The sequence below is a fragment of the Pseudomonas sp. UBA3153 genome, assembly GCF_002364635.1.
GTDB classification, from domain to species: Bacteria; Pseudomonadota; Gammaproteobacteria; order Pseudomonadales; family Pseudomonadaceae; genus Pseudomonas_O; species Pseudomonas_O kuykendallii.
Genome location: NZ_DEYR01000048.1, coordinates 1 through 26,220, shown reverse-complemented (window position 1 = coordinate 26,220; position 26,220 = coordinate 1). Strand labels below are relative to the sequence as shown.

Here is a 26,220-nt window from a genome sequence, read left to right as displayed (position 1 = left end):
GATGGCGAACGAAACCGCACCATGTGCAGATGCTGAAGAACATCCCGACCTACCTCATCGCCGGGCCCCTGGGCGCCGGCAAGACCAGCCTGATCCGCGCGCTGCTGGCGCAGAAGCCAGCGGCCGAGCGCTGGGCGGTGCTGATCAACGAGTTTGGCCTGATTGGCCTGGATGCCGCGCTGCTCAGTACCGACGCCGACGGTGTCAGCCTCGCCGAGGTCGCCGGTGGCTGCCTGTGCTGCATCAATGGCGCGCCCTTCCAGGTCGGCCTTGGTCGGCTGCTGCGCAAGGCACGGCCCGACCGGCTGTTCATCGAGCCGTCCGGGCTCGGTCATCCCGCCGAGCTGCTTCGCCAACTGAACGAGCCGCCGTGGGTCGGCGTGCTGGCGATACAGCCGCTGGTGATGGTGCTCGATGCTGCGGCGCTGGCGGCGGGCCAGGCGTTGCCGGACAGCCAGCGCGGCGCGCTGGACGAGGCGGGTCTGCTGCTGCTGAACAAGGCCGAGGGCCTCGACGACGCGACGCGCGTCAGGGTGCTTGCCGGATTGCCCGCGCGGCCCTGGCGCTGGACCCGGAATGGCGAGCTGGTCCTGGCCGACCTGCCCGGCCATGCGGCTACCGGCGAGACCGGGGGCGACACCGCCGCGCTGCCGGACGGCGCCTCCACACCCGCGGCGCTCTGGCGCGATCCCGCGCAGGCGATCCGCCAGGTGCGTGAGCAGGCGGACGGCTGGAGCATCGGCTGGCGCTGGCACCCAAGCCAGCGTTTCGAGCTGGCGCGGTTGCAGCAATGGCTGATGCTGCTGCGCTGGCGACGCGCCAAGCTGGTGCTGCGGAGCGACGCCGGCTGGCTGTCGGGCAACGCGCTGGACGGCGAGGCCCTGCACTGGCGCGACAGCGAGTGGCGCCGCGATTCGCGGATCGAGCTGATCTTCACCCAGGCGCAGGATGTCGAGGCGCTATCGGCGGGGCTGGAGGCGTGCCGCTTGCCGGATGACAGGGCGGTGGTGGGCTGAAGCACACCCAGCGGTGGCCGGACAAACAACACCTTCCTGATCGCTGCCCTGTAGGGTGCGCCATGCGCACCACTGGTCCCCGCGCGCTGGTTGTGGTGCGCGCGGCGCACCCTACGGGCCGAGCGAGCGGCGCGTTCCCCGGTGGTGCACCCAGCGGTGGTCGGACAAACAACACCTTCCTGATCGTTGCGCTGCGTAGGGTGCGCCATGCGCACCGTGGGAGCGGCGCGGTGGTTGTGGTGCGCGCGGCGCACCCTACGGGGCCGGCGAGCGGTGCATTCGCGGCCGCACTACGAACGAAAAACGGGCCCTTGCGGGCCCGTCGTCGGGAATAAAACGGCCACGGGTTAACGTGGCCAGAGCCAGTACGGCTCAGTCAATCCTTGTCCATCTGCGAGTGGGTGCGGGTGTCCTTCATGAACACGTAGACCAGCAGCGAGCAGGCGATGCAGCCGGTCACGTACCAGTAGAAGCCGCTTTCCAGGCCGATGCTCTTGAACCACAGCGCGACGTACTCGGCGGTCCCGCCGAAGATCGACACGGTCAGCGCATACGGCAGGCCGACGCCGAGGGCGCGGATCTGGGTGGGGAACAGCTCGGCCTTCACCACGGCGTTGATCGAGGTGTACCCGCTGACGATGATCAGCGCCGCCATGATCAGGAAGAACGCGCCCCACCAGGTCTGGACGGTGTGCAGGGTGGTGAGGATCGGCACCGTGCACAGCGTTCCGAGCACACCGAAGGCGATCAGGATCGGGCGCCGTCCGATCTTGTCGGAGAGCGCGCCCACCAGCGGCTGCAGCAGCATGAACAGGAACAGCGTGGCGGCGGAGATCATCGTCGAATCGGTCTTGCTCATCCCGACGGTGTTCACCAGGTATTTCTGCATGTAGGTGGTGTAGGTGTAGAACGCCAGCGTACCGCCCATGGTCAGGCCGACCACGGTGAACACCGCCTTGGGATGACGCATCAGCGTGCGCATCAGGCTTTCGGCCGGCTTGTCCTTCTTCTTGGTGAAGGAGTCGGTCTCTTCCATTCCGCGACGCAGGAACATGGCGACCACCGCGCACAGCGCGCCGATCAGGAACGGTACGCGCCAGCCCCAGCTTTCCAGCTGCTCGACGGTCAGCGTCTGCTGCAGGACGATCAGCACCGCCAGGGCGATGAGCTGGCCGGAGATCAGCGTGACGTACTGGAAGCTGGAGAAGAAGCCACGGCTTTCCTTGGTCGCCGTCTCGCTCAGGTAGGTTGCCGAGGTGCCGTACTCGCCGCCGACCGAGAGGCCCTGCAGCAGGCGCGCGACCACCAGCAGCACCGGCGCTGCCACGCCGATGGTTTCGTAGCTCGGGGTCAGCGCGATCATCAGCGAGCCGAAGCACATCAGCAGCACCGAGGCCAGCAGCGCGGCCTTGCGGCCCTTGCGGTCGGCGTAGATGCCCATCAGCCAGCCGCCGATGGGACGCATGATGAAGCCGACGGCGAAGATCGCCGCGGTGTTCAGCAACTGCGCGGTCTGGTCGCCCTGGGGGAAGAAGGATTTGGCGAAGTACAGGGAGAAGGCGGCGTAGACGTACCAGTCGTACCACTCGACCAAGTTGCCCACCGAGCCGCTGAAAATCGATTTGATGCGTTGCGAGGTGCTGCGGGGTGCTGCGTTGGAAGCAGACAGCGTGCTGGAGCTATCCATCGTTATTCCTCTGATGTTGTTGTTTTTGGGCGCCGCCTCGGCCGCGCGAGTGCCGGTTGTCCATAGCAGATGCTGTGCCATGGGCCGGAAGGCCCGTATCAGAGGGGTTGCGAGGGTTTTTAGGGGAGTCGATGCGCGGAATTATGCCGACTGCTGCGGCTGGATAAGCGGAAATCCGCCTGTTTGAGGGGGCTCTCGGTGCGCACGGCGCACCCTACGGCGGGCCGATCATCTCATTCCTCGTCACGCAGGAATTCGCCGCGGGCCAGACCGTGGCGCTGCATCTTCTCGTTGAGCGTGCGCCGCGGCAGTTGCAGCAGGTTCATCGCCGTCTTGATTTCGCCCCCGCTGCGCGCCAGCGCCAGGCGCAGGCACTGCGCCTCGTAGGCTTCCATCAGCTCGGCCAGCGATGGCTCGCCGGCAGTGGCCGGCAGCGGGCTTTCGTCGAGGCCGAGCACATGGCGTTCGGCGGCGTTGGCCAGTTCGCGCACGTTGCCCGGCCAGTCGTGGCTGAGCAGTTGCGCCAGGTGCAGCGGCGTCGGCGCGGTGGCCTCGCGACCGAGCCGGCCGCCGGCCTCGCGGGAGAAATGGGCGAACAGCAGGGCGATGTCCTCGCGCCGCTCGCGCAGCGCCGGCAAGTGCAATTCGGCGACGTTGAGGCGGTAGAACAGGTCCTCGCGGAAGCGCCCGGCGCGCACTTCATCGCGCAGGTCGGGCTTGGTCGCGGCGATCACCCGCAGGTCGATGGCGATGCTCTGGTTCGAGCCGAGCCGCTCCAGGCGCTGCTCCTGCAGCACGCGCAGCAGCTTGACCTGCTGCGCCAGCGGCATGCTCTCGATCTCGTCGAGAAACAGCGTGCCGCCGTCTGCGTGCTCCAGCTTGCCGACGCGCTTGCCCTGGGCGCCGGTGAAGGCGCCGCTTTCGTGGCCGAACAGCTCGGTCTCGAACAGGTGCTCGGGAATCGCCGCGCAGTTGAGCGCGACGAAGGGCTTTTGCGCGCGCGGTCCGAAGTCGTGCAGGCAACGCGCGACCATTTCCTTGCCGCTGCCGGTCTCGCCACGCAGCAGCACGTTGACCGGCGTCTGCGCCAGCGCCAGCAGCTGCCGGCGCAGCGTGCAGATCGCCGGGGAAACGCCGAGCAGGCGCGACTCGAGCGCGTCGCCGTGCTCGACCTGGGCACGCAGTCGGCGGTTTTCCTGCACCAGGCGGCGCTTCTCCAGCGCCCGTCCGAGGGTTTCCAGCAGGCGTTCGGGGTCCACCGGTTTCTCGATGAAGTCGTAGGCGCCCAGGCGCATCGCTTCCACCGCCTGGGGCACGTCGCCGTGGCCGGTGACCATGATCAGCGGCAGCTCGGCGTCCATCGCGCGCACCGCCTGCAGCAGCGCCATGCCGTCCATGCCGGGCATGCGCAGGTCGCTGATCAGCACGCCGGCGAAGTCCGCGTCCAGGCTCGCCAGGCAGTCCCGGGCGTTTTCGAACAGGGTCACGGCGTAGCCGGACAGCTGCAGCCATTCACCGACCGCCTGGCGGATCACCGCCTCGTCATCGACCAGAATCACCGGTCCGCGCATGCTGTTTCCTCCGGGGTGTGGATCGGCAGGCGCAGGCTGAACAGTGCGCCGTCGTCCAGGTTGGTGGCGCTCAGCTGGCCGCCGAGTTCGCCGACGATGGCGGCGGACACGGCCAGGCCGATGCCCAGCCCGGCGCCGGCCGGTTTGGTGGTGAAGAAGGCATCGAAGACCTTCGTCAGGTGTTCCTCGGCGATGCCGCCGCCGTTGTCGGCGACCTGCAGCAGCCAGTGTTCGCCGTCGCGCTGCAGGCTCAGGCGGATGCACGGCTCGGGCTTGCCGGTGACCGCGTCCAGCGCGTTGCTGAGCAGGTTGACCAGCACCTGCTCGAGGCGGATCGCGTCGCCGCTCACCCAGGCCGGCCTTTGCACGCGCTGCTCGATGCGCACCTGCGCCTGCCGCAGGTTCGGCGCCAGCAGCTGCAGCGCCTTGTCCAGCACGCCGCCCAGCTCCAGGCGCTCGCGGTTGCCGCCGGGGCTCCGGCGCGCGTAGGTCTTCAGGTGGCTGGTCAGTGCGCTCATGCGCTGCAGCAGTTCGTCGTGGCGGGCGAGGGCGGCGCGCGCCTGCTCCAGCTGGCCCTGGTCGAAGAGCAGGCGCAGGCTGGCCAGCTGCATGCGCAGGGCGGTCAGTGGCTGGTTGATCTCGTGTGCCAGCGCGGCGGACATCTGCCCCAGCGCGGCCAGCTTGGCCGCCTGCACCAGGCCGTCCTGGGCGGTGCGCAGGTCGGCGGTGCGTTGTTCCACCAGGCGTTCCAGCTCCGCCCGGCTGCGCTGGCGCAGGCGTGCCAGACGCCAGCGCTGGTGCAGGAACAGGCCGAGGAAGACCAGTGCCAGCCAGGCGCCGCCGGCGGCCAGGCTCGCATCGCGGGCGGCGTTGCCGCTCTGCGGTGCGCTGAGCAGGTGCAGCGTCCAGCCCTCGTTGGGCAGCGCCATCGATTCCCAGAGCAGGTCCTCGGCGCCGTCGGGGCCGGCCACGCGCCGCAGGTGGCTGTCCTCGCCCAGGGTGCGCAGCTCGCCGTAGCGAAGCGGCTGCAGCGGCTGCTTGTCGTACTGCCGGGTGGCCGCGAGCTCGGCGCGTTCGGCCTCGCCCAGCGGGCGCAGCTCGCGGTAACGCCAGGCCGCGCGGTTGGCGAGGAACACCACGTCCTTGGCGTCGCTGGCGAGGATCAGGTCCGGGCGCGTGCTCCAGTCGGCCTCCAGATCGGGAAACTCCAGCTTGACCACGATCGCGCCGAGGAAACTGCCGTCGTCGTCGCGGATCGCCTGGGACATGAAGTAGCCGGGAATCCCGCTGACCACGCCCACCGCGTAGAAGCGCCCGCTGCCTTGCCGGCGGGTGTCGAAGAAGTACGGCCGGTAGCCGTAGTTGTGGCCGACGTAGCTGGTCGGCAGGCGCCAGTTGCTGGCGGCGACGGCCAGCCCGTCGCGGTCCATCAGTTCGAGGATCGCCGAGCGCGCGGCGCCGTTGATGGCCTCCAGCTTGAGGTTCAGCCGCTCGCGCAGCGCGCCGTCCACAGGGCCGCGCAGGGCCGTCTTCAGCTCCGGATCGAGCGCCAGCACCGCCGGCAGCGAGCGGTAGCGCTCGATCAGCGTCTGCAGGTTGCCGCCGATCAGGCTGAGCTGTTCGCGCGCCTGCACGCTCTGCTCGCGCAGGGCCTGGCGTTCGGCCTGGCGCCCGGCGAAATGCATCGCCAGCAGCAGGCCGGCGGCGAGCAGCAGGATCATCACGATGAGGCGCAGGGAACGGGGTGGCACGGGTGAACTCATGGTGTGGCCCGGCGAGCCGGGGAGGGAGCGATCGAGGCAGGCCCGACCTTATCACGAGCCGTCGCCACGCTCTGCCCTTGTCCACGGCGACTGGATACACTGCGCTTCTCGAACAACAACGATTGCGCCCTCATGCACTTGTATCCCTGGTCTTTACCCGTCGCCGAGGGATTCACCCTGCGCGGCTGGCACAGCGAGCCGTCCGGCAAACCGCTGCTGCATTTCCTCCACGGCAACGGTTTCTGCTCTCGCACCTACGAACCCTTGCTGCGCCGGCTGAGCGACGATTTCGATCTGTGGCTGGGCGATTTCCAGGGCCACGGCGAAAGCGACCATGGCGGCACCTTCGTCGGCTGGAACCGCAGCGCCGAACTCGCCGTGCAGTGCTTCGAGTCCGGCCGCGAGGTGTTCGGCCAGGTGCCCCGGCTGGCCCTCGGGCACAGCTTCGGCGGCGTGCTCACCGGCCTGATCCTGGCCGAGCGGCCGGACCTGTTCCAGCGCGCGGTGCTGCTCGACCCGGTGCTGTTCAGCCCGCGCATGCTGATGGCGATGCGCTTCGCCGCGCTGTTCGGACAGTACGGCCGGCATCAGATGGCGCGTCGGGCGGCGGCGCGGCGCAACCACTGGCCGGACCGCCCGGCGGTGCGCGCCAATTTCGAGGGTCGCGGGATCTTCAAGGGCTGGTGCGAGGAGGCGCTGGACGCGCACATCGAGCACGCGCTGCGCCCGGCGGCGGACGGCGGCGTGGAGCTGAAATGCCGGCCGAGCCGCGAGGCCGAGGTGTTCTCCTCGTCGCCGCAGCGCCTGTGGCCGACGCTGCGCCAGGTGCGCACGCCGACCCGGGTGATCCACGGCCGCGACAGCTACGCCTTCATCGCGCCCTCGGTGGCGCGCTGGTGCGCGGCGAGCCCGTCGCTCAGCGAGCAGGCGGTCGACGGTGGCCATTGCTTCATGCAGGAACACCCCGAGCATACTGCCGTGCTGGTGCGCGGCTTCCTGCTGGAGCAGTCGTTCTGACCCGCTAGCTCTTGCGCTTCCACTGGTCGAGGCGGACCACGTTGTCGGTGCGCCGCGGCGTCGGTGGGACGCTCGGCACGCTTTCCAGGATCGCGCTGGCGGCGACTTCCACCACCGGTGCGGGCATCGGCTCGGCGGCGGTCGGCAGCGGGTGCGCCTCCAGCTCGATACGGCCGAGGTGATTGCCGAACATCACCAGGGTGCCGGCGTGGCGCTGCTCGCCGGTGACGGTGAACTCGAAGGCGTAGACCCGCGCGAAGCGCTTGCGCCCGCGGCTGTCGGCGACCAGGCCGAAACGGCGGAAGGCGACGTTCTCATCGAGCAGTTCCACCTGCACCTTCGCGCAATGCTGGCGCGCCAGGATCAACGCGCGCTCGCGCACGCCGTGGCCATGCCAGAGCCAGGCGCCGGCGCCAGCCAGTAACAGCAGCAGGAACAGATTGCCGAGGGTCAGCATGGAGGGTCCAGTCGAGGGGCGGAGACAGGAGCTTACCCCAACCCCGGCGACTTTCAACGGGGCGCATCCGGGCTTTTTTCGCGGCCCGCATGCGCCGCTTTCAGGCCTGCAGCGAACGCGGTTTCGGGTAGCGGCGGTCGGCCTTGCCGGCCTTCAGTACCTGCCCGGGCAGGGCGTGGCCGACGATCGCCGGCAGCCCGGCGGCGACCTCCAGCAGGGCGTCGAGGTCGACCCCGGTGTCCTCGCCCATCTGCGCGAACATGTGTACCAGGTCCTCGGTGCAGACATTGCCGGTGGCGCCCGGCGCGTAGGGGCAGCCACCGAGCCCGCCGAGGGAGGCGTCGAAGCGGCGGATGCCGACCTGGAACGCCGCCAGCGCGTTGGCCAGGCCCATGCCGCGGGTGTCGTGCACATGCAGGGTGAAGCCGGCCTGCGGCCAGCGCGCCAGCGTTTCGCGGCAGATCCGCGCGACTTGCGCCGGGTTGGCCATGCCGGTGGTATCGCACAGCGTCACGCCCTGCACGCCGATTTCCAGCAAGCGCTCGATCAGGTGGTAGACCCGTTCTTCCGCGATGTGGCCCTCGAACGGACAGCCGAAGGTGGTCGACAGCGAAGCGTTGATGAACACGCCGCTGCCGCGGCTTACATCGATGATCTCGGCGAACTGCGCCAGCGACTGCTCCGGCGTCATGCGCAGGTTGGCCAGGCCGTGGGTGTCGCTGGCCGACATCACCAGGTTGATCTCGTCCACCCCGCAGGCCAGGGCGCGCTCGCAGCCCTTCACGTTGGGCACCAGCACGGTGTATTCGACGCCCGGCACGCGGGTGATGCCGCGCATCACCTCCTCGGCATCGCGCAGGTTGGGAATCGCCTTGGGCGAGGTGAACGAGGTCGCCTCGATCTTCGCCAGGCCGGTGCGCGAAAGCGCGTCGATCAGGGCGATCTTGGTCTCGGTGGGGATGAAGTCGGCTTCGATCTGGAAGCCGTCGCGGGTAGCGACTTCCTGGATGTAGAGACGGGTCATGGGGCAATCCTGTTGGGTCGGGTATGTGGCCCGGGTCGAGCGCAGCGTCACCCGGGACGGATCTCCTGGGTATCACGTCGTTCAACCCAGGCTACCGGCGATGGCTGGCTTCAGATGATCCCGCGCTCACGCAGGCCGGCGACCTGTGCGTCGCTGAGGCCGAGGCCGGCGAGCACATCGTTGCTGTGTTCGCCCAGCTGCGGGCCGCCGGCACCAATTCGTCCCGGGGTGCGGCTCAGCTTGGGCAGCACGCCCGGCACCTTCAGCGGACCGGCGCTGGTCTGCACTTGCTCGATCATGCCGCGGGCCAGGTAGTGCGGATCGGCCACGATATCGGCGGCGGTGTAGGGGTACCCAGCCGGTACGCGGGCCTCCTTCAGGGCCTCGATCACCTCGTCACGGCCGTGTTGCAGGGTCCACTCGGAAATCGCCGTATCGATCCGCTCGGCCTGCAGGCTGCGCCCGTCGTTGTGCGCCAGGGCAGGATCGTCAGCGAGGTCCATACGGCCGATGAGGCGCATCAGGCGCTTGTAGATGGAATCGCCATTACCGGCGATCAACACGTAGCGGCCGTCGTTGCAGGGGTAGGAGTTGGACGGGGTGATGCCCGGCAGCGCGCTACCGGCCGGTTCGCGGACATAGCCGAAGGCGTCGTACTCGGGCACCAGGCTTTCCATCATGGCGAACACCGACTCGTACAACGCCACGTCGATCTCCTGGCCCCGACCGCTGCGCGCCCGCTCCTGCAAGGCCAGCAGCACGCCGATCACGCCATACAGCGAGGACAGCGAGTCGCCGATGCTGACACCTACGCGTACCGGTGCCTGGCCCGGGTAGCCGGACAGATGGCGTAACCCGCCCATCGCCTCGCCGATCACGCCGAAGCCGGGCAGGTCGCGATAGGGGCCGGTCTGCCCGTAACCGGAGATGCGCAGCATGATCAGTTTCGGGTTCAACCTCGCCAGTTCGCGATAGCCCAGGCCCCAGCCCTCGAGAGTGCCGGGACGGAAGTTCTCGATCAGCACGTCGGCCTCGGCGATCAGCCGGCGGGCGATTTCCTGGCCTTCGGCGGCTTTCAGGTCGAGGCTCAGCGAGCGCTTGTTGCGCGATTGCACGTGCCACCAGAGCGAGGTGCCGTCCTTGAGCTTGCGCCATTTGCGCAGCGGGTCGCCGACGCCCGGCGGCTCGATCTTCACCACGTCGGCGCCGAATTCGCCGAGCATCTTGCTGGCGAAGGGGCCGGCGATCAGCTGACCCATCTCCACCACCTTGATGCCCTGCAGCGGCAGGCTGCTGCTCTGGGTCATGTCTGCTCTCCTCGCAGGATATGTTGCGTATGGCACTGAGCATGGAACAGCGCCTGAACCCGGACAATCAATGAATTGCCAAGTTATGCTTCGCCAAACGCGAAGACCGGCTGATTTTTATCGCCAAACGTTCGATTTCATTCCTTTCGATTCGTGATCCACGAATGCAGGAGCCCCATGCGCCGCATCGATTTCGTCACTCTCAAGCTCTTCGTCAGCATCGCCGACGAGCGCAGCCTGACACGCGCCGCCGAACGCGAGCACCTGGCCCTGGCCGCGGTGAGCAAGCGCATCAGCGACCTGGAAGGCCAGCTCGGCAGCGCGCTGCTGTACCGCCAGCCCAAGGGCGTCGAGCTGACCCCGGCGGGCCACGCGCTGCTGCACCACGCGCGCACCCTGCTCGACAACCTGCGCCAGATGAGCGCCGACCTCAGTGAATTCAGCCTCGGCGTCAAAGGCCACGTGCGCATCCATGCCAACACCTCGGCGGTGATCGAATTCCTTCCCGAGGACCTGAGCCGCTTCGCCCGCGCGCACCCGGAGGTGAAGATCGACCTCGAGGAGCGGGTCAGCAGCGAAACCATCCGCGCGGTGCGCGAGGGCCTCACCGACATCGGCATCTTCGCGGGCCACGTGCAGGCCGACGAACTGCAGGTGTTCGGCTATCGCCGCGACCAACTGGCGCTGGTCACCCCGCGCGATCATCCGCTGGCATCGCGCAGCCAGGTCAGCCTGCGCGATGCCATCGGCTACGACTTCATCGGCCTGCAGCAGGATGCCTCGTTGCACAGCCTGCTGCAGCACACCGCGCACCAGCTCGGCGAGCCGCTGCGGATGCGCATCCAGGTGCGCAGCTTCGAGGCGATCAGCCGGATGATCCAGACCGGGATGGGCGTCGGCGTGCTGCCCGACGAAGCGGTGCGCAGCCTCCTGCCGGCGCTGGACGTCGCGGTGATCCCGCTCACCGACCCCTGGGCGAAACGCGAACTCAAGGTCGGCGTGCGCAGCCTGGAGAGCCTCTCGGTCACCGCGCGGCAGATGCTCGAACACCTGATTGGCGGAAATCCGCTGGCCGGCTAGGCGCTTCTTCGTGCGCAAGCCCTCGTGGACGACGAAGCCTGATCGCGCTTTCGCGCGTTTCACGGCGGGCGATTGAAGGCTGCCTTCGCGAAATCCGAAGGCTCGCTTAGCCAATTAAGAATTTCAGCGGCTTGCCGCCGCGTCGTAGATTCATCCGCGGCTCGACAACTACAACTAAGGGGCTCCTCCATGATGCGTACTTTTCTGCGCGGCACCGGCCGCATGCTCGCCGCTTCGGCACTGTTCCTCTGTCTCGGCGCCCAGGCTGACCCGATCCTCATCAAGTTCTCCCACATCACCGCCGACTCCACGCCCAAGGGCCAGGGTGCGCTGCTGTTCAAGAAACTGGTGGAAGAGCGCATGGCCGGCAAGGTGGCGGTGCAGGTCTACGCCAACTCCTCGCTCTACGGCGACGGCAAGGAAATGGAGGCGCTGCTGCTCAACGAAGTGCAGATGCTCGCCCCGGCACCGTCCAAGCTGGAGCAGTACACCAAGCAGCTGCAGCTGTTCGACCTGATGTTCCTGTTCGATGACGTGGCGGCCGCGCAGCGCTTCCAGAATTCCCCGCGCGGCAAGGCGCTGCTCAAGTCGATGGAGCCCAAGGGCGTCACCGGGCTGGCCTACTGGCTCAACGGCATGCGCCAGCTGACCGCCAACAAGCCGCTGCTCGAACCCAAGGACGCCCGCGGCCTGAAGTTCCGCGTGCAGCCGTCCGACCTGCAGGCCGCGCAGTACAGCGCACTGCGCGCGGTGCCGCGGAAGATGGCCTTCGCCGAGATTTACCAAGGTCTGCAGACTGGCGTGGTGAATGCCCAGGACAACCCCTGGTCGAACATCTACAGCCAGAAGTACTACGAAGTGCAGAAGTACATGGTCGAATCCAACCATGGCATCGGTAACTACGTGCTGATCACCAACACGCAGTTCTGGAACGGCCTGCCGGCGGACATCCGCAGCCAGCTGGAGACGATCATCGACGAGGTTACGGTGACCGTTAACCAGCAGGCCGAAGCGCTCAACAACAAGGCCCGCCAGGCGATCGTCGATGCCGGGCAGAACGAGTTCATCGTGCTCACTCCGGAGCAGCGGGCGAAGTGGCGCGATGCCGTGCGGCCGAGCTGGAAGCCCTTCGAGGCCGACATCGGCGCCGACCTGATCGAGGCCGCTCAGGCGGCTAACACGGCGCCCTGATCGCGGGCTATACGCGGCCCGGCGGCGCTCGCCGGGCCGCGGCGTTTTGTCTCAAATCAGCCAGCAGGATGGCATAGCCGGGTAGGATGGCGACCCTTCCGGCCAATCTCCCGACCCTCACGTGAGCCATTCCCGACGAACCCGCAGCAGCGCCTGGCTTGGTCTCTTCGCCATGCTGCTGGTGTTCGCCGGTCCGTTGCTGTCGCAGGGGATGGCGCACCACGCCATGCCGGGGATGCAGGCGTCGATGGACATGGCCGCGATGCCGGGCATGCACGACATGCCGGGCATGGCGCATGCCGACGCCCATCCCGCCAGCACCGGCGCCGACGATGCGCTCTGGGCCCAGTGCGGCTACTGCACCCTGTTGTTCAGTTGCCCGGCCCTGGTCGCGGCGCCCTTCGATCTGCCGCCGGCAGGTCTGTTCATCACCCCGCTGGCGACCCCGCGGGTCGTCGACGGCCACGCCGCCTCGGCGGTGTTCCCCGGCGCACGCAGCCGCGCGCCACCGCTGTTTTCCTGATCGCCCCCCGACCCGCTGACCTCGCCGGCGCGCCTGCGCGCGCGCGGCGCAGCGGTATCCGTCTCCCGATCATGGAAAGCACATGTCCACATTACGTACCCGCGCGCGCCTGGTTTTCGTCGCCAGCCCGCTGCTGCTGAACGCGCCTTTCGCGTTGTCTGCGCCCGACGAAGCGAGCCCGCTCGAACTGGAAACCCAGGTGGTCACGGCGGTCGCGCCGGAATCCCCGCTGACCGTCGTCACCGACCCGAAACAGCCACGCCAGCCGGTGCCGGCCAGCGACGGCGCCGATTACCTGAAGACCATCCCCGGCTTCTCGGTGATCCGCGCCGGCGGCAGCAACGGCGATCCGGTGCTGCGCGGGATGTTCGGCTCGCGGCTGAACATCCTCACCAACGGTGGCCAGATGATCGGCGCCTGCCCCAACCGGATGGACGCGCCGACGTCCTACATCTCGCCGGAAACCTTCGACAGCCTGACCGTGATCAAGGGCCCGCAGAGCGTGCTCTACGGGCCCGGCGCCTCGGCCGGCACGGTGCTTTTCGAGCGCGATCCGGAGCGCTTCGGCGAACTCGGCGCGCGCCTCGACGGCAGCCTGCTGGTGGGCTCCAACGGGCGCTTCGACAAGGTCGTCGACGGCGCCGTGGGTGGCTCGCAGGGCTATCTGCGGGTCGTCGGCAACCAGGCCCGCGCCGATGACTACCGCGATGGCAACGGCCACCACGTGCCGTCGAAATGGGACAAGTGGAACGGTGACGTCGCCCTCGGCTGGACGCCGGACGCCGACACCCTGGTCGAGCTCAGCGCCGGTGCCGGTGACGGCGAGGCGCGCTACGCCGGACGCGGCATGGACGGTGCGCAGTTCAAGCGCGAAAGCCTGGCCCTGCGCCTGAAGAAGTCCAACATCGGCGAGGTGCTGCAGGAGCTGGAGGCGCGGGTGTACTACAACTACGCCGACCACGTGATGGACAACTACAGCCTGCGCACGCCCTCGGGGACCGGCATGATGGCCGGGCCGATGGCGGCCGACGTCGACCGCCGCACCCTCGGCGGGCGCGTCTCCGCTACCTGGCGCTGGGCCGACTGGCAACTGATCGGCGGGGCCGATGCCCAGGTCAGCGAACACCGCGAGCGCAGCGCCTCGGGCATCGACACCTACGACGATCGGCCCTGGAGCCACGACGCGACCATGCGCAACGCCGGTCTGTTCAGCGAACTTACCTGGTACGCCGCCGAACGTCGCCGGCTGATCGGCGGCGCGCGCCTGGACCGCGCCTCGGCCCGCGACTACCGCTCCAGTCTCGGTTCGGGCATGGGCGCGGTGGCCAACCCCACCGCCGGCGACACGCGCAGCGACAGCCTGCCGAGCGGCTTTCTGCGCGTCGAGCAGGACCTCGCCGACTCGCCGACGACGCTGTATGCCGGCGTGGGCCACGTGCAGCGTTTCCCCGACTACTGGGAGCTGTACTCGCCGGACGCCGGCCCGGCGGACTCGGCGAACGCCTTCGACGGCGTCCGTCCGGAAAAGACCACCCAGCTCGACATCGGCGCGCAATACGCCGGCGAGCACCTGCAGGCGTGGGCCTCGGCCTATGCCGGCCAGGTCCGCGACTACATCCTCTTCGAGTACCGCAACGGCGGGATGATGGGCAGCAGCTCGCAGGCGCGTAACGTCGATGCGCGGATCATGGGCGGCGAGCTGGGTGCGGCCTATCACCTGAGCGAGCACTGGAAGGCCGACGCGACGCTGGCCTATTCCTGGGGCAAGAACAGTTCGGACGGGGAGGCGCTGCCGCAGATGCCGCCGCTGGAATCCCGCCTCGGGCTGACCTACGAGCGTGACGACTGGAGCGCCGGTGCCCTCTGGCGGCTGGTCGCCGAGCAGGGCCGGGTGGCGCAGGACAAGGGCAACGTGGTCGGCAAGGACTACGGCGACAGCAGCGGCTTCGGCGTCTTCTCGCTCAACGGCAGCTATCGGCTGAGCGAGCAGGTCAAGCTCAGCGCCGGCGTCGACAACCTGTTCGACAAGGCCTACGCCGAACACCTCAACCTGGCCGGCAACGCCGGCTTCGGCTACGCCGCCGACGATCCGCAGCCGGTGCAGGAGCCGGGACGCACGCTGTGGACCAAGGTGAACTTCAGCTTCTGACCGCAGGCGTTCGCAGGGTGGGCCGCGGCCCGCCCTGCGTTCCGCTCAAACCGCCGCTACCCGACGCTCTTCCAGCCGCTCGAACATGCTGCGGGCGATTTCCCGCTCGCCCATCACCACGAGATCCGCGCCGCTCTGTTCGAGGTGTTCCACCTCGGCGTCGAAATGCGCACGGGCGATAATGCACAGCCGCGGGCACAGCTCGCGCGCGTGCTGGACGATCTTCGCCGCCTCGAACCCATTGGGTATCGCCACCAGCAGCCAGCGCGCCGAGCCGATGTTGGCCTGCTCCAGCACGCCCGATTTTACCGCGTTGCCGAGCACCGCACTGATGCCCGCTTCGCGCAGACCGTCGATGCCGCCCAGGTCATCCTCGATCACCACCAGCGGCGTGCCGGTTTCGCGCAGGCGCGCGCTGATCAGCCGGCCGACGCGGCCGTGGCCGATGAGGATGGCGTGGTCGCGCTCGTCGATCGGCGGCGGCGCGTCGACCTCCGCCGGCGCCGGTGCCGGGCCGGGTTCGCGCCGGTCGAGCCAGGGTTTGAGGCGGGTGATGGCGATGAACAGCAGCGGGTTGACCAGGATCGACAGGATCGCGCCGGCCAGCAGCAGGTCGCGGCCCTGGGCCGGCAACAGCTCCAGGCCGATGCCGAGGGCGATCAGGATGAAACTGAACTCGCCGATCTGCGCCAGGCTGGCGGCGATGGTCAGTGCCGTGGACAGCGGGTGGCCGAAGGCACGGACGATCAGCAGCGCGCCGATCGACTTGCCGAGGACGATGACCAGGAAGGTCGCCAGCACCGGCAGCGGTTCGGCGATCAGGATGCGCGGGTCGAAGAGCATGCCGACCGAGACGAAGAACAGCACGGCGAAGGCGTCGCGCAGCGGCAGGGTCTTCTCCGCCGCGTCGTGGCTGAGTTCCGATTCGTTGAGGACCATCCCGGCGAAGAACGCGCCGAGGGCGAAGGACACGTCGAACAGCACCGCCGAACCGAAGGCGATGCCCATGGCGATGCTCAGCACGGCGAGGGTGAACAGCTCGCGCGAACCGGTGCTGGCCACCTTGCCCAGCAGCCAGGGCACGAAGCGGCGACCGCCGACCAGCATCAGCACGATGAAGGTGGCGACCTTGCCGAGGGTCAGCAGCAGCTCCATCGGCAGGCTGACATCGGCATTCGCCTGCTTGCCGCCGAGCAGCCCGGACACCGCCGGCAGCAGTACCAGCACCAGCACCATCAGCAGGTCCTCGACGATCAGCCAGCCGATGGCGATGCGCCCGCGCTGGGTGTCGAGCAACTGGCGTTCCTCCAGTGCGCGCAGCAGCACCACGGTGCTCGCCACCGACAGCGCCAGGCCGAACACCAGCCCGGCGCCGAGCGTCCAGCCGAGCGCCCGGGCCAGGCCCATGCCGAGCAGGGTGGCGAGGACGACCTGCACCAGCGCGCCGGGAATCGCGATGCCCTTCACCGACATCAGGTCCTTCAGCGAGAAGTGCAGGCCGACGCCGAACATCAGCAGGATCACACCGAGTTCGGAAATCTCCAGCGACAGCGCCTGGTCGGCGACGAATCCGGGGGTGAACGGGCCGGCGACCACGCCGGCCAGCAGGTAGCCCACCAGCGGCGAGATGCGCAGGCGGTTGGCCAGGCCGCCCAGGATGAACGCCAGCACCAGCCCGGCGGCGAGGGTGGCGATCAGCGGGGTTTGATGGGGCATGCGGCTCTCCTTGGCACGGACCGGGTCGCCGCGCGCCGCGGAGCGGGCTGGGGCGAAGCGGGGCAGACGCGCGAAGCGCGCCTTCCACTCCCCAGAGTAACCGCTCAAGGACCTCGGTTGACGCCGGTTTGTCCTTGATTTTGCAACGGAATCTTACTCGTAGCTGTCCTTCAGCCCCTGGTAGCGCTGCTCCAGTTCCTGGCGGATCTGGCGGCGCTGCTGGGCCTGGGCGAAACGCCGTTTCTCGTCGTAGGTTTCCGGCTGCAGCGGCGGCACCGGTGACGGTTTGCCGTCCTGGTCCATCGCCACCATGGTGAAGAAGCTGCTGTTGGTATGCCGCACCGAGCGCTCGCGGATGTTCTCGGTGACCACCTTCACGCCGACTTCCATCGAGGTGCGCCCGGTGTAGTTGACCGAGGCGAGGAAGGTCACCAGTTCGCCGACATGCACCGGCTCGCGGAAGATCACCTGGTCCACCGACAGCGTCACCACGTAGCGACCGGCATAGCGGCTGGCGCAGGCGTAGGCGACTTCGTCGAGGTACTTGAGCAGGGTGCCGCCGTGCACGTTGCCGGAAAAGTTGGCCATGTCCGGCGTCATCAGCACCGTCATCGTCAATTGGGTGGTTCCGGCTTCCATGGCGTCCCTCGTCTGTTCGTGGCTGGTTTCGCGCAACCATAGCCGAGGCGCAATCCTGGCGTCGCCTGGCTTCTGCCTCGGCGGGCGGGATTACCGCTGCACCGATTTGCATTTGTGGATATATCGCCCAATAATGTAGATATGTCTACGAGATGAGTGCCTTCCATGGTCATGTCCGCCCTGCGTTCCGATTCGTCCGAATTCGCCTCGGAAGAAAGCCGCCGCGACCTGGCGCGGATCGTCGCGGCGCTCTTCGAGCGCTGGCGCCTGGATACCGACCTGCAGATGCAACTGCTCGGCATGAGCCCGAAGAGCCGCAAGCAACTGCCGAAATACCGTGCCGGCGAACTGGCCCTGCCCAACAGCCGCGACACCCTGGACCGCGTCGGCTACCTGCTCGGTATCCACAAGGGGCTGCGCCTGCTGTTTCCCGAGGACGAGGCGCTGCGCTTTTCCTGGGTGCACCGGCGCAACCGCGTGCTCGAAGGCGCCACGCCGCTGGAAGTGATGGTCCGCGACGGCCTGCTCGGGGTGGCGCGGATCGCCCGGCTGGTCGATTTCCAGCGGGGTCGCTGATGGCCTTGCTCGACAGCACCTGCGATTTCTCCGCCGCGACCTACCGCAACATCGCCTCGTTGCGGGTATCCGCCAACCTGTTCGACGACCTGGTCGACGACGCGCGCGCGCAGGAACTGGCCAACGCCGCGGAGATGCGCGTGCGCCGCGTCGGCCCCGGCGTGATCGAGCGCGGCCTGGCCTACAGCGAGGCCATCGGCTATCCGTTCGAGGCCGACGGCATCGTCGCCAGCCGCTACGGCGACGGCAGCATCCGCGTATGGTACGGCGCACTGGACGAAGACACCGCGCTGGCCGAGACCTGCTACCACCAGATCCAGATGCTGCGCGACATCGAGGGTGTGGACGGCCCGGTGACCCGCTACCGCAAGGTCTGGCGGGTGCAGGCGAGCGGCCTGTTCGTCGATTTGCGCGGCAAGACCGGGGAATTCCCCGACCTGCTCGGCGACGACTACGGTTACCCGCAGTCGGTAGGCAAGCGCCTGTCCCACGAAGGCCTGCCCGGTGTGCTCTACCCGTCGGCACGCTGGCGCGGCGACTGCCTGGCGGCGTTCCGCGCCGATCCGCTGTCCTCGCCCGTGCAACTCTACGACCTGACCTACCGCATCGATGCGGCGGCCGGCAGCGTCGAGGTCGAGCGCGAGCCGGGGAAACTGCTGGTGCGCCTGAGCCTGGCGCAGCTGCGTCGTTAGGCGTCGTCTTCCAGTGCGCGCAAAAGCGGCAGCGAGAGGATGTGCACCTGGCCATAGCCGAGGGCGATGGCACCCGCCGCGACCATCGTCTTCAACTCCAGCGCCAGCGTCTGCCGGGTGATGCCGAGCATCATCGCCAGCGCGTCCTGGGTCACCTGCACCACCGCGCGGCCGCTGTCGGCCATGGTCGCGTCGCCGTGGGCGAGCTGTTCCAGGCGGCGCACGATGCGCGCGCGCGTCGAACGCAGCATGGCGTCCTCCAGCAGCTTGAAGGCGAGCCGCGTATGGGCGGCCTGCAGCACCGCGATGGCATGGGCGAAGCGGCCGTGGCGCATCAGCGTGGCGAACGCCGCCGGTTCGATGCAGAGCAGTTCGGCGTTGCCCTGCGCGGTGATGTCATGGATGCGCGGCAGGCCATCCAGCGCCGAGGCCTCGCCGAACCAGTTGCCCGGCTCCAGCAGGCCGAGGATCGCTTCCTTGCCGTCCGCCCGCAGCGTCGAGACCTTCAGCGTGCCCGCCACCAGCCCGTAGAAGGTGCTGCCGGCGTCGCCCTGGCGAAACACGAATTCGCCACCGTTCAGGCGCTTCGGCTTGCCGGCGGCGAGCAGCTCGTCGCGGATGTCGGCGGGCAGCGCGGCGAACCACGGGTTGCCGAGCATTCGCGCGGCGAGGAGATCGTCAGCGAAGGGCATTCGCGTGCTTCCTTGGAGTTGTCGGGGCACTGTGACCCGACTCGCCGGGAGCCGCAAGGCGCCGAATGGCGGAGCGGCCGTGGCCAGCCAGCCTGGCCAATTGCAAGAAACCTTGCAGTTCGCCGGCCGCGCTTTCTCTAGGCTGCGATGACGCCAGCGGCCCACGCCGGCGATCCATAACAAGGAGAGCGCCATGAGTGCCCGTGCCGGTTTCACCTCGTTCCAGAACAGTACCCGCGATGACTGGCAGCTGATCGGCGCCGAATTCGTCGGCTTCGCCAAGGGGCTTCCCGACCGCGTCATCGCCCACCTGCGCCTGCTGGAGGGCGACTACGGCGGCTTTCCGATCGACCGCTACGCCCACTCGCTGCAGACCGCCACGCGGGCGCTGCGCGATGGACGCGACGAGGAATACGTGGTCTGCGCGTTGCTGCACGACATCGGCGATACGCTGGCGACCTTCAACCACCCGGACGTCGCCGCGGCGATCCTCAAGCCCTTCGTCAGCGAGGCCGATCACTGGATGGTCCAGCACCACGGGATTTTCCAGGGCTACTACTTCTTCCATCACCTGGGCCTGGACCGCGACCTGCGCGAGCAGTACGCCGACAGCCCGCACTACGAGCTCACCGCCGAGTTCTGCGAGCTGTACGACAGCCCGGCGTTCGACCCGGCTTACGCCAACCTGCCGCTGAGCGAGTTCGAGCCGATGCTGCGCCGCGTGCTGGCCAAGCCGCGCAACAGCATCTACGGCAAGGCGCTGGAGCCGGCGGAGATGCCGGCGCAGCAGCCGGCCTGAGTGCGTTCGACGGGGCGTCCAGGTCGCGCGTTTACCCTGGGTGAACCGCGCTCCTGGGCGGCTGGCTTCAGCCCCGCCAGATTCTGACGGGTTGCGACGGCTCAGGCCTGGGTCAGGTACCAGCGCCAGTCCTGCTCGCCGACCTCGCCCATGAACTGGCGGTATTCGGCCTGCTTGATCGCCAGGAACACCTTGAGGAACTCCTCGCCCAGCGCTTCGCGTGCCCAGCTCGAGTGTTCCAGCGCGCGCAGCGCGGTGAGCCAGTCGGTGGGCAGGAATTCCGTGGCCTGGGCGTAGCCGTTGCCTTCGATGGGCGCGCCCGGATCGAGTTGCAGGCGGATGCCGTGGTGGATGCCGGCGAGGATCGCCGCGGCGGCCAGGTAGGGGTTGGCGTCGGCGCCGCAGATGCGGTGCTCGATGTGGCGGCTCTTCGCCGGCCCGCCCGGCACGCGGAACGACACGGTGCGGTTGTTGATGCCCCAGCTCTTCGCCAGCGGCGCGTAGCTGTTGGCCTGGAAGCGGCGGAACGAGTTGGCGTTGGGGCAGAACAGCGCCAGCGAGTCCAGCAGCGTGGCCATCATCCCGCCGATCGAGTGGCGCAGCAGCGTACCGGCACCGGCGGCTCCGTTGCCCTCAAGGTCGGAAAGATCGCTGGCGTAGAGGTTGTTGCCCTCGGCGTCGGCGAGGCTGACGTGCATGTGCATGCCGGTGCCGGCGAGGTCGGCGAACGGCTTGGCCATGAAGCAGGCCTGCAGCCCGTGGCGGTTGGCGACGCCCTTCACCAGGCGCTTGTAGCGGATGCCTTCGTCGATCGCCTGCAACGCGTCGAAGCGGTGCTCCAAGGTGATTTCCACCTGGCCGGGCGCGTATTCGGAAATCGCCGTGCGCGCCGGCAGGCCCTGCGCCTCGCAGGCGTCGTAGAGATCGTCGAGGAAGGGTTGCAGCTGTTCCAGTTCGTAGATGCCGTAGACCTGGGTAGCGTGCGGCCGTGTGCCGTTCATCTGCCGCGCCGGCAACGGGCGGCCGTCGGCGGCGCGTTCGCGGTCGAGCAGGTAGAACTCCAGCTCCACCGCCATCACCGGGTGGTAACCGTCGCCCTTGAGGCCGTCGATCACCCGCGCCAGGAGATGGCGCGGATCGGCCGGGGTCGCCGGCAGGCCCAGGGTCGGATGCATGCTCACCTGCAACTGCCCGGTCGGGCGCTCGCGCCAGGGCTGCAGGCACAGGCTGCCGGGCAGTGGGAAGGTCCAGCAGTCGGCATCGCCGACGTCCCAGACCAGCCCGGTCTCGTCGACATCCTCGCCGTTGATGGTCAGCCCGAGGATGGTGCTCGGCAGCGGCCGGCCGGACTCGAACACGGCGAGCAGTTCCTCGCGGTGCAGCAGCTTGCCGCGCGGCACACCGTTGGCGTCGATGAGGAACAGCTCGATGCTGCGCACCTCGGGGTTGGCGGCAAGGAAGTCATGAGCTTCCTGGATATCGGCGAATTGCATGGTGAGGTCCTTTTTCTCCCCTCTAGCGTTTATGGGAGAGGGGCCGGGGGAGCGGGGCGGAGGACGCGACATGGGCCCTCTCCCCAGCTTTCTCCCGTGAATGGGAGAGGGTTAAAGCCGCGCGCCGGGAATCGCCAGCAGCTCGCTCAGTCCCTCGTCGAGGGTGGCGAGCAGCCGATCGACATCCGCCGCGGTGGTGTCCGGGCAGCACAGGGTCATGTTGTGGAACGGCGTGATCAGCACGCCGCGGTTGATCAGGTAGAGGTGCAGGGCCATCTGCAGGCTGTCGTGGAACGCCGCTTCGGCCTGCGCGCCGGTCTTCGGCGGCTGCGCGCAGAACTGGAACTCGCAGCGCGCACCCAGCTGGCTGACCGACCAGGCCAGCTGGTGACGGCCGATCAGCGCGCGGAAGCCGTCGGCCAGGCGTTCGGCCAGCGCCAGCATGTGCGCGTAGGCGCTCTCGGTCATCACCTGTTCAAGGTTGGCGCGCATGCAGTGCATGGCCAGGGCGTTGGCCGACAGCGTGGTGCCGATGCCGCTGTGGCCGTGGCCGTGGACCATCTCGCTGGCGTGCTGCTGGGCCAGGCGCATGTCCTGGGCCATCTCGGCCGTGCAGCCGTACACCGAGCAGGGCACGCCGCCGGCGATCGGCTTGCCGAGGGTGATGAAGTCCGGCTCGAGGTTCCAGGCGCGGGTGCAGCCGCCGGGCCCGGTGGAAATGGTGTGGGTCTCGTCGATCACCAGCAGGCTGCCGTACTTGCGGGTCAGCTCGCGCACGCGCTGCATGAAGCCGGGCTCGGGCAGGACCATGCCGATGTTGGTCATCGCCGGCTCGCAGAGCACCGCGGCGATGTCGTTCTGCGCCAGCGCGGCCTCCAGTGCGGCGAGGTCGTTGAACGGCACCACGCGGCTGTGCTGCACCAGGTTGCGCGCCTGGCCGATCAGGCCCGCGCGGTGCACGGTGTGGCCGTCGCGCTGGCGCACCATGGCCTCGTCCACGGTGCCGTGGTAGCAGCCGTCGAACACCAGGATCACCTTGCGTCCGGTGATCGCGCGCACCCAGCGCAGGACGAAGCGGTTGGCGTCGGTGGCGGTGGTCGCCACCTGCCAGTAGGGCAGGCCGAAACGCTGGGCGAGCAGTTCGCCGCAGACCACCGCGTCCTCGCCGGGCAGCATGGTGGTGAGGCCGTTGCCGGCCTGCTCGGCGATGGCGCGGGCGATCGGTGCCGGCGAATGGCCGAACATGGCGCCGGTGTCGCCGAGGCAGAAGTCGACGTACTCATGGTCGTCGACGTCATGGAAGCGGGCGCCCTGGGCGCGCTCGACAAACAGCGCGGAAGGCGTCGACCAATCGCTCATCCAGTGCATCGGCACGCCGCCAAACAGCGAATGGCGGGCGCGCTCGGCCAGTGCCAGCGAACGCGGATTGCGTTCGAGGAAGCGTTGCCGCTCGCGTGCGGTCAGAATCTGTACGGCCTGTTCTGCGACGCCACTGGCTGTCATGTTGAACACCTCGTTCGATTTTTCGCACATCCTCGGGGCTGAGCCCGCGGCCTGTCAATAGCGAGCGAAAACGCCCGGCAGCGCGCTGAAAGCGCCGTTCGTGCCAACCCGGCGACGGTTGAGCGGGTGCATTGTTTCGCCATATTGCCGTTCGTCAGCGGCGTGCGGCGCCGGTGGTAATCTGCGTTTCACTCGCCCGCTGTTCCAGGCGGCCACTCCATTTTCGAATGTCGAGCTCCGGCGGGGCCAAGCGAGTATCGCCAGCAACACAGGAGCCGCGGCCATGCATGCCATCAGCTTCATCCAGGATCTGGCCGTGATCATGCTGATCGCCGGTGTGGTCACGATTCTGTTCCACCGCTTCAAGCAGCCGGTGGTGCTGGGCTACATCGTCGCCGGCTTCCTGATCGGCCCGCATACGCCGCCGGTCGGCCTCATCCACGACGAGGAGACGATCAGGACCCTCGCCGAGCTGGGGGTGATCTTCCTGATGTTCTGCCTAGGCCTGGAATTCTCCCTGCGCAAGCTGTTCAAGGTCGGCGCCACGGCGTTCATCGCGGCCTTCCTGGAAATCGGCCTGATGATCTGGATCGGCTACGAGATCGGCCAGTACTTCGGCTGGAACAACATGGATTCGCTGTTCCTCGGCGCGATCCTGGCGATTTCCTCCACCACCATCATCATCAAGGCGCTCGGCGACCTGAAGATGAAGAACGAGCGTTTCGCCCAACTGATCTTCGGCGTGCTGATCGTCGAGGACATCCTCGGCATCGGCATCATCGCCCTGCTCTCCGGGATCGCCGTCAGCGGCAACGTGGAAACCGGCCAGGTGTTCGCCACCGTCGGCAAGCTGACCCTGTTCATGATCGTCGCGCTTGTGGTGGGCATCCTCCTGGTGCCTCGCATCCTCGCCTACGTGGCGCGTTTCGAGAGCAGCGAGATGCTGCTGGTGACGGTGCTCGGGCTGTGCTTCGGCTTCTGCCTGCTGGTGGTGAAGCTGGAATACAGCATGGTACTGGGCGCGTTCCTGATCGGCGCGATCATGGCCGAGTCGCGGCAACTGGCGCAGATCGAACGGCTGGTGGAACCGATCCGCGACATGTTCAGCGCGATCTTCTTCGTCGCCATCGGCCTGATGATCGAGCCGCGGATCCTCCTCGACTACGCCTGGCCCATCGCCGTGATCACCTGCGCCGTGGTGATCGGCAAGATCGTGACCTGCAGCCTCGGCGCGATCGTTGCCGGCAACGACGGGCGCACCTCGCTGCGCGTCGGCATGGGCCTTTCGCAGATCGGCGAGTTTTCGTTCATCATCGCCGCGCTGGGCATCAGCCTGCAGGTCACCAGCGATTTTCTCTATCCGGTGGCGGTGGCGGTGTCGGCGATCACCACGCTGCTCACGCCCTACCTGATCCGCGCCGCCGACCCGCTGTCGGGCAAGCTCGCCCAGGTCATGCCGGAGCGCGTGTCGCGGGTCTTCGCGCTGTATGGCGACTGGCTGCGCAGCATCCAGCCGCAGGGCCAGAGCGCCGTGCTCGCCGGGATGATCCGCAAGATCCTGATGCAGGTGGGCGTGAACCTCGCCATCGTGGTGGCGATCTTCCTCGGCGGCGCCTATTTCGCCGGCACCCTAGCCACCTACCTGGCGCCCTGGGTCGCTCAGGTCAACCTGCAGAAGGCGCTGATCTGGGGCGCCGCGCTGTTGCTGGCGTTGCCGTTCCTGATCGCCGCGTACCGCAAGCTCAAGGCGCTGTCGATGCTGCTGGCGGAACTGAGCGTGCGCCCGGACAAGGCCGGCCGCCACACGGCGCGGGTGCGCAAGGTGATCGCCGAGCTGATCCCGCTGCTGTCGCTGGCCGGGATCATGCTGCTGGTGATGGCGCTGTCGGCGAGCATCCTGCCAACCGGCGAGCTGCTGACCGTCATCGGCCTGCTCGCCGCCGGGGTGATCGCGCTGCTCTGGCGCTGGTTCATCCGCGTGCACTCGCGCATGCAGATCGCCCTGTTCGAAACCCTCGACAAGCCCGAACAGCCGCACTGAAACCGCTCATGCGGGGCGTCCGGGCGGCGCACCGATCGCCGATCAGCTCTCCAGCCAGACGTCGCGCGCCCAGTGCCACACCGAGTCCCAGGTCTCGTCGGTGAGTTCGCCGTCGTCGCCATCCCACAGGGTGACCTGCCCTTCGATATCGACCACGTAGTAGTCGCGCCCGTCCTGGCACAGCGGCACCAGATCGCGCGGCACGCCGAGGTCCCAGGCGGTGGCGGCGACGTCCGGCAGGTAGGTGTGCGACTGCGGGTCGGTGGCGGTGACCGGCTCCAGGCGGCCATAGACCACGTCGCTGACCTTGAGCAGGAACTCGCGCAACTCGAACGGCAGGTTGATCAGCAGCTGCTCCTCGATTTCGACCAGCTGGTCGTCGTCCGGCAGCTCCAGGGGCACCGGCACGGGCTCGTTCTGTTCGCGCAGCTCTTCGATGACTTCTTCCACGGCAAGCGTCCTCCCCAACGAAATGGATGCGTTTTATACAGTAGCGTGACCGCGGAGAAAAACCCGAGTCGCACCCAATCGCCGGTCGGCGCTAACTCCAGGCGATAAAAAACCCGGGCAAGCCCGGGCTTTTTCAGCGTTGCTCGGCGGGTCAGTTCTGCCGGATGCCCGCCACCAGCCACGGCTGGTTCTCGCCCTGCGCGCGTTCCATGCGCCAGCTCTCGCTGAACGCCTCGCCCTGATCGAAGCGCGAGGTCTTGGCGACGCCGGCGAAGGTCAGGGTTGCGACCGTCTTGTCCGGGTTGTCGTCGAGGCCGTCGAGCTGGACCTGCAGGTCGTCGACGTAGGTGGACTGGAAGCCGTCGCCCAGGTCGGCGCGCTCGCGCTTGAGGAAGTCGAGCATCTGCGGGGTGACGAACTCGGCGATCTTGTCCATCTCGTTGGCGTCCCAGTGCTGCTGCAGGGACATGAAGTGCTCGCGGGCGGCTTCCAGGAAGCGCTGCTCGTTGAACCAAGCGGGCGCTGCGATCACCGGGGCCGCGGCGCTGGGCGCCAGCGAACCGCCGAAGATGTTGCGGTTGGCGGCTTGCGGCTCGACCGGCATTTCGCGCTGGAACGGCGCATGGCCCGCTGGGGCCGCGGTCGGCTGCTGCTGGCGACGGCGCGCGGCGAGGAAGCGGAAGATCAGGAAGGCGATGGCGCCGAAGATCAGCATGTCGAACAGTTGCAGGCCCTGGAAGCCGTCGCCCATGAACATCGAGGCAAGCAGGCCGCCGGCGGCGATACCGGCCAGCGGGCCGAGCCAGCGCGAGGCGCCACTGGCGGCGCCCGCCT

The 26,220-nt window shown here is 68.1% G+C and carries 23 protein-coding genes; 10 read left to right on the top strand and 13 right to left on the bottom strand.

The window, feature by feature from the left end; translation table 11 throughout:
* Window positions 1-29: 29 nt before the first annotated feature.
* Window positions 30-1,016: a CobW family GTP-binding protein gene (locus tag B2X67_RS12645; RefSeq protein WP_286785697.1), complete on the top strand. Its 987-nt coding sequence runs from the start codon at window positions 30-32 to the stop codon at window positions 1,014-1,016.
* A gap of 376 nt (window positions 1,017-1,392) precedes the next feature.
* Here the strand turns inward: B2X67_RS12645 and B2X67_RS12640 are convergent, their stop codons facing one another.
* The 3 genes from B2X67_RS12640 to B2X67_RS12630 form a co-directional block, all read right to left on the bottom strand.
* Window positions 1,393-2,703, bottom strand: coding sequence for an MFS transporter (locus B2X67_RS12640; protein WP_286785696.1), 1,311 nt, complete (start codon window positions 2,701-2,703; stop codon window positions 1,393-1,395).
* 233 nt (window positions 2,704-2,936) lie between these two features.
* A complete protein-coding gene (locus B2X67_RS12635; RefSeq protein WP_286785695.1) occupies window positions 2,937-4,274 on the bottom strand; it encodes a sigma-54-dependent transcriptional regulator in 1,338 nt (445 codons plus the stop codon).
* A complete protein-coding gene (locus B2X67_RS12630) occupies window positions 4,259-5,995 on the bottom strand; it encodes a sensor histidine kinase (RefSeq protein ID WP_376747730.1) in 1,737 nt (578 codons plus the stop codon). The genes B2X67_RS12635 and B2X67_RS12630 overlap by 16 nt, the downstream gene beginning before the upstream one ends.
* A gap of 174 nt (window positions 5,996-6,169) precedes the next feature.
* Between B2X67_RS12630 and B2X67_RS12625 the strand changes: the two genes are divergently transcribed.
* Window positions 6,170-7,054 (top strand): alpha/beta fold hydrolase, encoded by an 885-nt coding sequence (locus tag B2X67_RS12625; protein ID WP_286785693.1) that lies wholly within the window; start codon window positions 6,170-6,172, stop codon window positions 7,052-7,054.
* A gap of 4 nt (window positions 7,055-7,058) precedes the next feature.
* Here B2X67_RS12625 and B2X67_RS12620 read toward each other — a convergent pair whose 3' ends face one another.
* From B2X67_RS12620 to B2X67_RS12610, 3 genes are all read right to left on the bottom strand, one after another.
* A complete protein-coding gene (locus B2X67_RS12620) occupies window positions 7,059-7,511 on the bottom strand; it encodes a DUF3301 domain-containing protein (RefSeq protein WP_286785692.1) in 453 nt (150 codons plus the stop codon).
* 100 nt (window positions 7,512-7,611) lie between these two features.
* Complete coding sequence (locus tag B2X67_RS12615; RefSeq protein WP_273233913.1) at window positions 7,612-8,535, bottom strand: hydroxymethylglutaryl-CoA lyase; 924 nt, start codon at window positions 8,533-8,535, stop codon at window positions 7,612-7,614.
* A gap of 110 nt (window positions 8,536-8,645) precedes the next feature.
* Complete coding sequence (locus B2X67_RS12610; RefSeq protein ID WP_286785691.1) at window positions 8,646-9,842, bottom strand: CaiB/BaiF CoA transferase family protein; 1,197 nt, start codon at window positions 9,840-9,842, stop codon at window positions 8,646-8,648.
* Window positions 9,843-10,019: 177 nt separating this feature from the next.
* On the opposite strand from B2X67_RS12610, the gene B2X67_RS12605 reads away from it, so the two are divergent.
* The 4 genes from B2X67_RS12605 to B2X67_RS12590 all read left to right on the top strand — a co-directional run bounded on the left by B2X67_RS12605 (window position 10,020) and on the right by B2X67_RS12590 (window position 14,785).
* On the top strand, window positions 10,020-10,922 hold the full coding sequence (locus B2X67_RS12605; protein ID WP_273233916.1) for a LysR family transcriptional regulator: 903 nt from the start codon (window positions 10,020-10,022) through the stop codon (window positions 10,920-10,922).
* A 222-nt stretch (window positions 10,923-11,144) separates the two neighbouring features.
* On the top strand, window positions 11,145-12,113 hold the full coding sequence (locus B2X67_RS12600) for a TRAP transporter substrate-binding protein (RefSeq protein WP_376747731.1): 969 nt from the start codon (window positions 11,145-11,147) through the stop codon (window positions 12,111-12,113).
* A gap of 121 nt (window positions 12,114-12,234) precedes the next feature.
* Entirely contained in the window at window positions 12,235-12,636 is a 402-nt protein-coding gene (locus tag B2X67_RS12595; RefSeq protein WP_312205900.1) for a DUF2946 domain-containing protein, read from the top strand.
* Window positions 12,637-12,718: 82 nt separating this feature from the next.
* The gene (locus B2X67_RS12590; RefSeq protein WP_286785690.1) at window positions 12,719-14,785 is read left to right on the top strand and encodes a TonB-dependent copper receptor; all 2,067 of its coding nucleotides are present in this window, start codon (window positions 12,719-12,721) and stop codon (window positions 14,783-14,785) included.
* A 45-nt stretch (window positions 14,786-14,830) separates the two neighbouring features.
* On the opposite strand, the gene ybaL is transcribed toward B2X67_RS12590, so the two are convergent.
* On the bottom strand, window positions 14,831-16,501 hold the full coding sequence (gene ybaL / locus B2X67_RS12585; RefSeq protein ID WP_286785689.1) for a YbaL family putative K(+) efflux transporter: 1,671 nt from the start codon (window positions 16,499-16,501) through the stop codon (window positions 14,831-14,833).
* Between the two features lie 153 nt (window positions 16,502-16,654).
* Window positions 16,655-17,140 carry an acyl-CoA thioesterase gene (locus B2X67_RS12580; protein ID WP_090231474.1) on the bottom strand — a complete coding sequence of 162 codons (486 nt, stop codon included), beginning with the start codon at window positions 17,138-17,140 and terminating at the stop codon, window positions 16,655-16,657.
* A gap of 165 nt (window positions 17,141-17,305) precedes the next feature.
* Here B2X67_RS12580 and B2X67_RS12575 point away from each other — a divergent pair, with 165 nt between their 5' ends.
* Both B2X67_RS12575 and B2X67_RS12570 read left to right on the top strand, forming a co-directional pair.
* The gene (locus B2X67_RS12575) at window positions 17,306-17,716 is read left to right on the top strand and encodes an antitoxin Xre/MbcA/ParS toxin-binding domain-containing protein (RefSeq protein ID WP_282339193.1); all 411 of its coding nucleotides are present in this window, start codon (window positions 17,306-17,308) and stop codon (window positions 17,714-17,716) included.
* Window positions 17,716-18,408 carry an RES family NAD+ phosphorylase gene (locus tag B2X67_RS12570; protein ID WP_286785688.1) on the top strand — a complete coding sequence of 231 codons (693 nt, stop codon included), beginning with the start codon at window positions 17,716-17,718 and terminating at the stop codon, window positions 18,406-18,408. The genes B2X67_RS12575 and B2X67_RS12570 overlap by 1 nt, the downstream gene beginning before the upstream one ends.
* Here B2X67_RS12570 and B2X67_RS12565 read toward each other — a convergent pair.
* Window positions 18,405-19,100 carry a Crp/Fnr family transcriptional regulator gene (locus tag B2X67_RS12565; RefSeq protein WP_273233924.1) on the bottom strand — a complete coding sequence of 232 codons (696 nt, stop codon included), beginning with the start codon at window positions 19,098-19,100 and terminating at the stop codon, window positions 18,405-18,407. The two genes, B2X67_RS12570 and B2X67_RS12565, sit on opposite strands and share 4 nt — an antisense overlap.
* A 193-nt stretch (window positions 19,101-19,293) precedes the next feature.
* On the opposite strand from B2X67_RS12565, the gene B2X67_RS12560 reads away from it, so the two are divergent.
* The gene (locus B2X67_RS12560; RefSeq protein WP_286785687.1) at window positions 19,294-19,899 is read left to right on the top strand and encodes an HD domain-containing protein; all 606 of its coding nucleotides are present in this window, start codon (window positions 19,294-19,296) and stop codon (window positions 19,897-19,899) included.
* A 101-nt stretch (window positions 19,900-20,000) separates the two neighbouring features.
* On the opposite strand, the gene B2X67_RS12555 is transcribed toward B2X67_RS12560, so the two are convergent.
* On the bottom strand, window positions 20,001-21,392 hold the full coding sequence (locus B2X67_RS12555; protein ID WP_286785686.1) for a glutamine synthetase family protein: 1,392 nt from the start codon (window positions 21,390-21,392) through the stop codon (window positions 20,001-20,003).
* Window positions 21,393-21,503: 111 nt separating this feature from the next.
* A complete protein-coding gene (locus B2X67_RS12550; protein ID WP_286785685.1) occupies window positions 21,504-22,895 on the bottom strand; it encodes an aspartate aminotransferase family protein in 1,392 nt (463 codons plus the stop codon).
* Window positions 22,896-23,178: 283 nt separating this feature from the next.
* Here B2X67_RS12550 and B2X67_RS12545 point away from each other — a divergent pair, with 283 nt between their 5' ends.
* Window positions 23,179-24,936 carry a cation:proton antiporter gene (locus B2X67_RS12545; RefSeq protein WP_286785684.1) on the top strand — a complete coding sequence of 586 codons (1,758 nt, stop codon included), beginning with the start codon at window positions 23,179-23,181 and terminating at the stop codon, window positions 24,934-24,936.
* Between the two features lie 42 nt (window positions 24,937-24,978).
* On the opposite strand, the gene B2X67_RS12540 is transcribed toward B2X67_RS12545, so the two are convergent.
* Window positions 24,979-25,386 carry an SMI1/KNR4 family protein gene (locus B2X67_RS12540; RefSeq protein ID WP_286785683.1) on the bottom strand — a complete coding sequence of 136 codons (408 nt, stop codon included), beginning with the start codon at window positions 25,384-25,386 and terminating at the stop codon, window positions 24,979-24,981.
* A gap of 151 nt (window positions 25,387-25,537) precedes the next feature.
* A partial coding sequence (locus B2X67_RS12535; protein ID WP_286785682.1) for a Tim44 domain-containing protein occupies window positions 25,538-26,220 on the bottom strand: 683 nt, incomplete at its 5' end.